This is a genomic window from Neisseria sp. P0021.S005 (genome assembly GCF_051956955.1).
Genome location: NZ_JBQCWY010000078.1, coordinates 1 through 10,007, shown reverse-complemented (window position 1 = coordinate 10,007; position 10,007 = coordinate 1). Strand labels below are relative to the sequence as shown.

The 10,007-nt window shown below is 49.6% G+C and carries 11 protein-coding genes; all 11 read right to left on the bottom strand.

The features are described 5' to 3' along the window. Positions 1 to 55: 55 nt before the first annotated feature. Positions 56 to 1,393: a UDP-N-acetylmuramoyl-L-alanine--D-glutamate ligase gene (gene murD, locus ACTHUE_RS06635; protein ID WP_440423149.1), complete on the bottom strand. Its 1,338-nt coding sequence runs from the start codon at positions 1,391 to 1,393 to the stop codon at positions 56 to 58. Between the two features lie 63 nt (positions 1,394 to 1,456). After that, positions 1,457 to 1,972 carry a hypothetical protein gene (locus ACTHUE_RS06630; RefSeq protein WP_219089348.1) on the bottom strand — a complete coding sequence of 172 codons (516 nt, stop codon included), beginning with the start codon at positions 1,970 to 1,972 and terminating at the stop codon, positions 1,457 to 1,459. Positions 1,973 to 2,023: 51 nt separating this feature from the next. Next, positions 2,024 to 3,052, bottom strand: a complete 1,029-nt coding sequence (locus tag ACTHUE_RS06625) for an SEL1-like repeat protein (protein ID WP_219089346.1) — start codon at positions 3,050 to 3,052, stop codon at positions 2,024 to 2,026. Between the two features lie 60 nt (positions 3,053 to 3,112). Next, on the bottom strand, positions 3,113 to 3,601 hold the full coding sequence (locus tag ACTHUE_RS06620) for a group II truncated hemoglobin (RefSeq protein ID WP_440423147.1): 489 nt from the start codon (positions 3,599 to 3,601) through the stop codon (positions 3,113 to 3,115). A gap of 115 nt (positions 3,602 to 3,716) precedes the next feature. Next, a complete protein-coding gene (mraY, locus tag ACTHUE_RS06615) occupies positions 3,717 to 4,799 on the bottom strand; it encodes a phospho-N-acetylmuramoyl-pentapeptide-transferase (RefSeq protein ID WP_003685861.1) in 1,083 nt (360 codons plus the stop codon). A gap of 101 nt (positions 4,800 to 4,900) precedes the next feature. Beyond that, the gene (locus tag ACTHUE_RS06610) at positions 4,901 to 5,050 is read right to left on the bottom strand and encodes a hypothetical protein (protein ID WP_049335337.1); all 150 of its coding nucleotides are present in this window, start codon (positions 5,048 to 5,050) and stop codon (positions 4,901 to 4,903) included. 15 nt (positions 5,051 to 5,065) lie between these two features. Next, positions 5,066 to 6,430: a UDP-N-acetylmuramoyl-tripeptide--D-alanyl-D-alanine ligase gene (locus ACTHUE_RS06605; protein WP_440423145.1), complete on the bottom strand. Its 1,365-nt coding sequence runs from the start codon at positions 6,428 to 6,430 to the stop codon at positions 5,066 to 5,068. Beyond that, on the bottom strand, positions 6,427 to 6,930 hold the full coding sequence (locus tag ACTHUE_RS06600) for a hypothetical protein (RefSeq protein ID WP_219089342.1): 504 nt from the start codon (positions 6,928 to 6,930) through the stop codon (positions 6,427 to 6,429). Before ACTHUE_RS06600 ends, ACTHUE_RS06605 begins: the two co-directional genes overlap by 4 nt. A gap of 21 nt (positions 6,931 to 6,951) precedes the next feature. Continuing rightward, positions 6,952 to 7,806: a peptidase gene (locus ACTHUE_RS06595; RefSeq protein ID WP_219089340.1), complete on the bottom strand. Its 855-nt coding sequence runs from the start codon at positions 7,804 to 7,806 to the stop codon at positions 6,952 to 6,954. Positions 7,807 to 7,830: 24 nt separating this feature from the next. Then, on the bottom strand, positions 7,831 to 8,352 hold the full coding sequence (locus ACTHUE_RS06590; protein ID WP_219089670.1) for a M23 family metallopeptidase: 522 nt from the start codon (positions 8,350 to 8,352) through the stop codon (positions 7,831 to 7,833). Positions 8,353 to 8,532: 180 nt separating this feature from the next. Continuing rightward, positions 8,533 to 10,007 (bottom strand): UDP-N-acetylmuramoyl-L-alanyl-D-glutamate--2,6-diaminopimelate ligase (locus tag ACTHUE_RS06585; RefSeq protein WP_440403037.1); only part of this gene is annotated, 1,475 nt, incomplete at its 5' end.

Genomic DNA, 10,007 nt, shown 5'->3' with positions numbered 1-10,007 from the left:
AAGTACAACTGTCGCCAAGCCGATTTTCAACCCGACTTTCATCTTTCAGACGGCCTTACAAAGCCTTAAACGCTTCGATAAACACTTCCGAACGGTGTGCATAGCCTTTGAACATATCGAAGCTCGCACAAGCTGGGCTGAGCAACACGATATCGCCCGCTTCGGCTTGGGCACATGCCGTCTGAACCGCTTCTTCCAAAGTGGCGCAGTCGGTCATATTCAGACCGCAGCCGTCCAAATCGCGGCGGATTTGCGGCGCATCGACGCCGATCAGGAATACGCCTTTTGCCTTGCCGGCAAGCGCATCGCGCAGGGGCGTGAAGTCCTGCCCTTTGCCCATGCCGCCCAAAATCACGAAGAGCGGATTTTGCAAACCGGCAATCGCGGCGGCAGTCGCGCCGACGTTCGTGCCTTTGCTGTCGTCGATGAACACCACGCCGTTTTTCTCGCCGATTTTTTCCACGCGGTGCGGCAGTCCTTGGAAGGTTTTGACGTGTTCGAGCAATGCTTCGCGCGGTAAACCGATGGCCTCACACAAAGCCACGGCAGCCATCACGTTGGCGGCGTTGTGCAGACCTTGTAACGGAATGTCTTGCGTGGCAATCAAATCTTCATCGCCTTGTTTCAGGCGACTCGTCCCGCGTTCCAACCAAAAATCGGCTTTATGTTCCAACGAAAACCATTTCACCTCGCGCCCTGCCCGTTTCATCGCGCGGCAGAACACGTCGTCTGCATTTAAAACCTGCACGCCATCGCCACGGAAAATCTTGTCCTTGGTATGCGCGTAGTCGAGCAGGTCGTCGTAGCGGTCGAGATGGTCTTCGGAAATGTTCAGCACCGTCGCTGCAGTCGGGCGCAGACTTTCAGTGTTTTCCAGTTGGAAGCTGGAAAGCTCCAACACCCACACGTCCGCTTTTTTGCCTTCACGCTGCAATTCCGCCTCCAAAACCGGCGTGCCGATATTGCCCGCGATAACGGTATCCAGCCCGCACTTGATGCAGAGATAACCGACCAGGCTCGTTACCGTGGTTTTGCCGTTGCTGCCGGTAATCGCAATCACCTTGTCGCCGCGGCGGTTCACAATGTCCGCCAGCAATTCGATGTCGCCCAACACGCGTCCGCCGTTTTGCTTGAAGGCCTCGATATCCGGCTGACGCTCACTGATGCCGGGACTGAGCGCCAGAATATCGAAACCATTATCTAACGCATCTTTCAGACGGCCCGTGTAAAACACCAGCCCATCAAACATCTTACCGATTTGCGACACACGTTCGGCTTTCAGCTCCGCATCATATGCAGCAACCTCCGCACCGTTTTTGCGCAGATAGGCAATCATGGAAATACCCGTGCCGCCAAGTCCGGCGACGAGGATTTTTTTATTTTGAAAAGTCATTTTGGTTTTGTCCTAAAACAGATCATATGAAGCAGGAGGATGTCCGCCCCCTGCTCAAGCCGCTTAGAGCATCGAGGCTTCTTTTGCCCTTCTGTGATTTTGGTTTTGCTGGTTAATCCGCTTGTATTTTTCCAGCAAACTGTTTTGGGCATAAGTCAGCGTAGTATTGAAACTCATATGCGGACCTTCCAGTGTAATCCGCGTACCGCCGTCGTGGAATACCGCTATTTTGTCACCAACAAACGGAATCTGTCTGCTGACCGGCTTGTATTTGCTCCCGAGCATCTTCATCAGCTCTTCGAATTTGTATTTTGGGAAAACAGCCTGCACATAAACCAACACCTTTTTCTCGTCGAAAATCAGCGTTACCTGCTCCAAGCCGCTAAAATCGATGGCTTTCGGGTTAACCGAATATTGGTAGCCACCCGAATACGGATTGAGCTGTTCTTTACTAAGACGGTACATCCTACCCGCTTCCGCTTCGGTCGTTTTGCCGATTTCCATACCAAACACGCTCGGCGCAGCAAAGGCAAACGGACTGACCAGCAGCAGTGCAAATAAAATCAATTTTTGTTTCATAGTTTTTTCCTTTTCCGAAGATTTATTTTTCAGACGGCATTTTACAGCCGATCAATAACCCAGCTTCAAACGGCGGTAATTGTCGCAGCCTTTTTGGTCTCCGTTGTCGCAAGCCTTACCGTACCATTCTTGGGCAAGGGCGCTGTCTTGGCGCACGCCGTGCCCTTTGTAATACATATTGCCCAAATTGAATTGGGCATCGGCATACCCTTGTTCTGCAGCCCTACGATACCACTGCACTGCCTGTGTATAGTCTTGACGGACTCCTCGCCCATCGGCATACGCCGAACCCAAATTATTTTGGGCATCGGCATCCCCTTGTTCTGCCGCATTGCGATACCACTGCACTGCCTGTGCATCGTCTTGACGGACGCCTTGCCCATTGGCATACGCCACACCCAAATTATATTGGGCTTTGGCATCCCCTTGTTCTGCAGCCTTGCGATACCACTGCACTGCCTGTGTATAGTCTTGACGGACTCCTCGCCCATCGGCATACGCCGAACCCAAATTATTTTGGGCATTGGCATATCCTTGTTCTGCAGCCCTACGATACCACTGCACTGCCTGTGTATAGTCTTGACGGACTCCTCTCCCATTGACATACATCAGACCCAAATTATATTGGGCTGCAGCATACCCTTGTTCTGCAGCACTACGATACCACTGCACCGCCTGTACATAGTCTTGACGGACGCCTTGCCCTTTGGCATACATCACACCCAAATTAAATTGAGCTTCTGCAACCCCGTGTTCCGCAGCCTTGCGATACCACTGCGCTGCCTGTGCATCGTCTTGACGGACTCCTTGCCCATTGTCATACGCCACACCCAAATTATATTGGGCTTTGGCATCCCCTTGTTCTGCAGCCCTACGATACCACTGCACTGCCTGTGCATAGTCTTGACGGACTCCTTCACCTTTGTAATACATCTTACCCAAACTAAATTGGGCTTTAGCATTTCCTTGCTCCGCAGCTTGAAGGGTTTTCTTGTAATCTTGGAGACTGTCAGCCCAAACTGCCTGCGCCAAGCCCAAAGACAACAGGGCTACCATCATTTTTTTTAATAATTTATTCATTCTAAAATCCATTTCTTTCAAATTATTGTTTCTATTTTATCCTAGTTTTTTCAGACGGCCTCAACTAGTGAATTCCTCAAAAAATCCGTTGACATCATAGCTGGCTAAAATCTGCTGCAATTCCGGGGCACGTACCCATGGATCAACCGCCATCGGCGGCATAGGCGGTTCGATACCATCTTCGTTTTGGTTACGGCACCAATCTGCCATGGCAAAAACTTGGATTAAAACAGGTTCGGCAAGTGCTTTGTCGATGTCCAGTTCGCTCATGGCTTGGGCAAAGCAGGCGATCCATTCGTTGCGGACTTGTACGTTGACGGCAAAAGGCATATGGCGGGCGCGCAGTTGGGGATGGCCGTATTTTTCGACAAAAAGTTGCGGGCCGCCGAGCCAGCCGCTAAAAAATTCGTAGAGCTTTTCGCGTATCAGGGTCATGTCTTCGCCGTGCATTTGGCGCAAGGCTTGGTATTGCGGCTCAAGTTCCATCAAGTCGTAGAAACGGTCGGTCAGGGTGCGGATGCCGGTTGCACCGCCAAAAGATTGGTACATGCTTGGGGACTTTCTGTGTGGATTATTGCGGGATTTATTTTGAGACGTAGGATTCAGGCAAGCATGCTTACCTTACATAATGGCCGTCTGAAATTTTCAGACGGCCTTTGGAGATTTAGCGGATTTTGAGGGTACTCAAACCAATCAGCACCAAGACGATGGTAATAATCCAGAAACGGACGACGACTTGGGTTTCTTTCCAGCCTTTTTGTTCGTAGTGGTGATGGATGGGTGCCATCAGGAAGATGCGTTTTTTGGTTCGTTTGTACCAACCGACTTGCAACATAACGGAAATGGCTTCAACAACAAACAGGCCACCCATGATGACGAGGACAAATTCTTGGCGGATGATGACGGCAACGGTACCGAGCGCCGCGCCAAGCGCGAGTGCGCCGACATCGCCCATAAAGACTTGCGCCGGATAGGCGTTAAACCACAAAAAGCCAAGACATGCGCCACACATAGCGGTACAGAAAATCACCACTTCGTTTGCGCCGGCAACGTAAGGCAATTGCAGGTATTGGGCAAATTGGGAGTGACCGCTGGCATAAGCAAAGATAGCAAGGCCGGCGGCGACAAGTACAACGGGGAATGCGGCCAAGCCGTCCAAACCGTCGGTCAGGTTAACAGCATTGGATGTGCCGACGATGGTCAGGTAGGACAATACCAAGAAGCCGACTACACCAAGCGGCAAGGCAACTTGTTTGAAGAAGGGAACAATCAGGATATTGTTGGCAGAATTTGTCGCAAGGTAGAACAACGCCAAACCGGCGATAATGGCAACGCTGGATTGCCACACCATTTTGAATTTGGCAGACACGCCGTTAGGGTCCTTATAAACCACTTTGCGCCAGTCGTCGTAAAAACCGAGTGCGCCGGTAGCAAGCAAGACTCCTAAGAGAATCCAGATATAAGGATTTGCCCAGTTGCCCCACAAGATTGTGGACACGGTAATGGCGGTTAAAATCAGCGAGCCGCCCATGGTTGGCGTACCGTTTTTGATCAGGTGGGTTTGAGGTCCGTCGGTACGGACGGCTTGGCCGACTTTAAGCGCAGTCAGCTTGCGAATGGTCCACGGACCCAACAATAATGAAAATACCAGCGCAGTCAGCGCAGCCATTACGGCACGAAATGTGGTGTATTGAAAAATATTCAGACCGGTTAACCAGTTACTGAAATGTGCGAGCCATAAAAACATGGGGCTTCCTTTTTTGTTTTTGTTGTTACAGCGGGCTTATTGCCCAATTAAGAATAAATCGGTATGCCGTCTGAAATTGCAGACGGCCTTGTTGAGTAAGATTATTTCTCTACCACGCAAATCGGATAGTTTCCAGGATTCTTTCCGCCGCCCAAGTCCAAACAGGTATCTTCATAAATAAATGCCTGTACTTTCATTCCGGCATAAAACGCGGCAATCAGCAAACCAGTCAATAGTAAAATCTTTTTCATATTTCAGACGGTCTTTTACGCGGTTGTTGCTGCCAACGCCTCGACCACTTCTTCCATCTTCATAAAGCGCGAGCCCTTGACCAATACAGTAGCGCGTTCAGGTAAATCGTGGCTCAACACTTGAATCAGCGGATCTTTGTCTGCAAACCACAAACCTTCCGCGCCAAATGTTTCTGCCGCTTCAACGCTGTTGTCGCCGACAAAATACGCGGCCTCGATGCCTTTATCCCGTGCATACGCGCCGACTTCGGCGTGCATGGCGGTGGCTTCGTCCTCGCCCAATTCGCCCATGTCGCCCATCACAAAAATACGCGGCACAGGCATAGCGGCGAGCACATCAATGGCGGCTTTCATGCTGTCGGGGTTGGCATTATAAGTATCGTCAATCAAAGTTGCACCCTTAATGCCTTGCTTGATATTCAGACGGCCTTTGATATTACTGAAATTTTTCAGGCCGTCTGAAACTTCGGCAAGACTCAAACCTGCCGCCAAAGCCAGAGCAGCAGCCGCTACGGCATTATGCACATTGTGGCGACCGGGGACTGGCAATACCACGGCAACACGTTCATTACCACGCACCAAATCAAATTCGCAGGACAACGGTTTCAACTCAATATTTTCTGCATGGATATCGCCACTGGCAACGCCGAAAGTCTGAGCGTTCAATTGCGCAGTAGCCGCTTCAAATGTAGCGATATTGGCATCTTCGCACGGAATCAGCGCAATGCCGTCTGAAAGCAAACCTTCGTAGATTTCACTTTTGGCTTTGGCAATATCGCCGACGCCATCAAAACCGCAACCGACATGCGCGCGCAAAGCGTTATTGACCAAAGCAACATTCGGACTGGCAATTCGGGTCAGCAAAGACAATTCGCCAAAATGGTTCATACCCATCTCGATGACGGCATAGCGATGTTTTTCGTTCAGTTTCAACAAAGTCAGCGGCAAGCCGATATGGTTGTTGAAATTGCCGGCAGTCGCCAACACAGCTTCATCACCGAATCGATGACGCAATACGCCGGCCAACATCTCTTTAACCGTTGTTTTGCCGGAAGAGCCGGTAATGCCGAAGACAAACGGATTCACATTTTCACGCCACGCCTTCGCCAGTTTTTGCAAAGCCACAAGCGTATCGTCAACCTTCAACGCGCCTTTCAAAGCCGCACAATCTTCGCGCGAAACCACAACTGCCGTTGCCCCCGCTGCCAACACATCTTCAACAAAGTCATGCGCGTCAAAGCGTTCACCGGCAAGCGCGAAAAATACGTCGCCGTCCTGAATATCGCGGCTGTCTGTAACAATACGCGAAACGGGTTGATTTTCAGACGGCATCGGAAGGCCGAGAGTTTGGCAGATGAAATTTAGGTCTAGTGATTTCATGGTTGTGTTTCTTGTCCTTGTTCTAACGGCTCCACATTTTTATCCGTATTTTGGGAAACCATTTTTAAATGACGATAATTGCGTCTTGCCAGCACAATAAAAAGAATAGCGGCAAAATTTACACCGACAGTAAGCTTATGTACCGTAAGGCTAAATGATAATTGCAGTACACTTTCTATATAATACGTAAAAGAAAATGCCTCTCCTACAAAGACTATTTGCAACAAGCATGGCGTGTACACATATATCATTCTATTAAAACCTACTGCACGGAATTTAAACGCATTCCATGCTGCAGACAGCGCCAACACACCCAAAATGAAAAGTAAAATCCCAAAAAACACAGCCCATGCCATGTTGTTAATCAATCCTTGCACACTCTGAATTGATGCCAGAATCAACCAAACCACGCCCTGCACAAAAGTCAACCATGCCATAAATTTGCCGCTTTTAGGCAATTTTTTATAATCAGGAAAGGTATTAAAAAACCAACTTTTCATACTATAAATCACTTTCTCTTATCAACTGCCGATTTTCCCGTACTGCTGGTAATCGGAAAAACACAATACAATGGTTTTACCGTTTTGGCGGTAGGGGTGGCAAAGGCTGTAATTGCCGTCTTTTGCCTCATAACGTATTTCATTTGTTTGTCCGGCAAATACCCTCTGCAAGTATTCACGCTCGCTCAGATTTGGAACATAAAGATATTGCGTTTTGCTGATTGTTTCTTTATTGCCATTCCGAGTAACGACAAAATCATTATCGTTGCCTGTTCCCTGAGTATCGGGTGCCTGCTCATCAATCCCACTTAACTGGGAATCGGCTGAGAAAGCCAAATAAACCTGTTTATTACCGATCGTATCCGGCACAATCACCGTAGCGGCTTTAAAGGCAGAATCTTCCTTCGACATCAGCTCAAGGATTAACGCTGCTTTTTTAATATACGCAAAATCAAAACGATAATCTGCCAATGCGTTGATTTGCGACGGATTGTCCTTGACGATGCGCTCTAGCGATTGAGTCAAAATCTGACGTTTTTTCTGAACCGTCAGATAATTTCCGCCAAATAGCAAAGCGGCCAAAACGGGAAATACGGCCAACAACAAATATAAGGTTTTCCGGCCACCTTTGCTTTCTTCCTCTTGTCCTCGCTCGGCAATACGGGTCAGATTCAACATGATGTTCAGTATCAAGGCACCCGCCATCACAGCAAAAATCCCCAAAATACTCATCAGGAAAATTTCCGTAATGTATTCGCGGAATACCTTAAGCCCGAAAACATTGGATAGAATCAGAACAAATACCCAGTACACCAGCAGCACAACTGCCACCATACCGACGATATTCGTTGCCTTAACCAATTTCTTTGCGTTCATACTCTCAAATCTTGTTCAGACGGCCTATCTGTTCTGATTAATCAGCGGATACGGATTCACTGCTCCACTGGGCAGATACACGCCGTAATGCAGGTGGGCCGGTGTGGTTCTAGCATTGCCGGTTTTACCGACATAGCCGATAACCTGCCCTTCTTTGACACGCTCATACAGACGGATACGGGCAAATTTATTCAGGTGGGCATAGTAATGCCAAGCACCCGGCCCTTGAATACCGATAACTTTACCGCCCAATTGGTTGCGCCCGATTTTGGTTACGATGCCGGGCGTGGTACTGCGTATCGGCGTATTTTTCTTAGCAAAAATATCCACACCTTCATGCCTGCGCCCCTGACTGCGCGCTGCACCCCAAGTGTCGTCAAAACGCTTGCCTTTAACAGGATTGGGCAGGCTTTGCTCGGCCGGAGGCTGTTGCGCTCTCAACTGATCGATTTCGGCAGTAGGACGCGGAAGTTGTTTGGTGGTACAGCCTGCGAATAAAACCACGGCTGCACTGATTAATAAGGTTTTTATCGGCATTTTCAGCATCAAATCGGTCTCCTTGTTGTTCAGACGGCCTTGTTAAAAAGCCTTCTGAAACAAACAACTGTGATGGGTTTAATGGCTGACGTGCCGTAATGCGTGTGTCGTTTTGCTTTTATTGTATATGTTTAAATCTTTTTCAGACGGCCTTAAGGTTTCGGGCCGTCTGAATATTTGCGTTATGACTTAACTGCGCTCTGCCAATGCTTTTTCTGCGATTTCAAAATCGGAGAAATGGTGCTTCACGCCTTGTACATCCTGATAGTTTTCATGCCCTTTACCGGCAATCAGAATGATGTCGTTTGCGGCGGCGCGTTCGACTGCGTAACGGATAGCAGCGGCGCGGTCGGCTTCGACGCATTCGGGCGCAGGAACGGCAGGCAGGATGTCGTTGATGATGTCTTGCGGATTTTCCAAGCGCGGGTTGTCGCTGGTTACGACAACTTTATCCGCACCCTGTACGGCTGCCGCGCCCATCAGCGGGCGTTTACCACGATCGCGGTTGCCGCCGCAGCCGAAGACGCACCATAAGGCCGCGCCCTGCGGTTTGATTTCCTGCAAAGTGGAGAGTGCTTTTTCCAGTGCATCGGGCGTGTGGGCATAATCGACAACAACCAAAGGTTTGCCGCTGTTCATAATGCAATCCATGCGGCCTGAAGCAGGACGGATTTTTGCTAGTACTTCCAAAATGTTATTGAGTGGATAACCGTTGGCACACAGCAAGGCAACGCAGGCGGCGAGGTTTTGTGCGTTGAATCGTCCGAGCAGACGAGTGCGGCATTTTCCTTCGCCCCATGGTGTTTGGAATACGGCTTCCATGCCGTCTGATGAAGCGGTGAAATCGGTAATGCGGATATCAGCGTGTTCGCTGAAACCATAGCCGTAAACGGCTAAATCGGGACAGTCTTTTTTCAGACGGCCTGCGAGTTCTGCGCCGTATTCATCATCGACATTGATGATGGCGTGTTGCAGACCATGCCAGTAGAACAGGCGCGATTTGATGGCACCATAGGCTTCCATGGTGCCGTGATAGTCGAGGTGGTCACGGGTAAGATTAGTGAAGATTGCGCTGCGGAATGGCACGCCGTTGACGCGCGATTGGTCAAGGCCGTGACTGGAAACTTCCATCGCAGCGGCTGTTGCGCCTTGCTGACGGAAGCGGTAGAGCAGAGTTTGGACATCGACAGGGGCAGGCGTGGTATGCGTGGTCTCTTCCAATGCGCCCCAAAAGCCGTTGCCGACTGTGCCGATAATAGTGGTTTTTTCGCCCAACAGATCAGCAGCTTGCGCCAGCCATTGTGTGATAGAGGTTTTGCCGTTGGTACCGGTTACGCCCCAAACTTTAAGGCCGTCTGAAACATTGCCGTAAACCTGTGCCGCCAACATACCGGCGCGATGTTTCAGATCTTTAATGCCTTGATTGGGAACGTTCCATTCGGGATTCCATGTGAATTTGCCGTCATCATCCCAAAAAACAAAGGTGGCACCGTTGACAATGGCGGCAGGAATATAGCTGCGGCCGTCTGTATATTCACCCTGACAGGCAACGAAAATGTCACCCTGTTTAATTTGTCGGCTGTCTGAATGCAACAAACGCCCTGCTGCGTTTTCACACAGCAGAGGCGGAAAGTTGGTTTCAGCCAAGGGGGTTAACTTGCTGA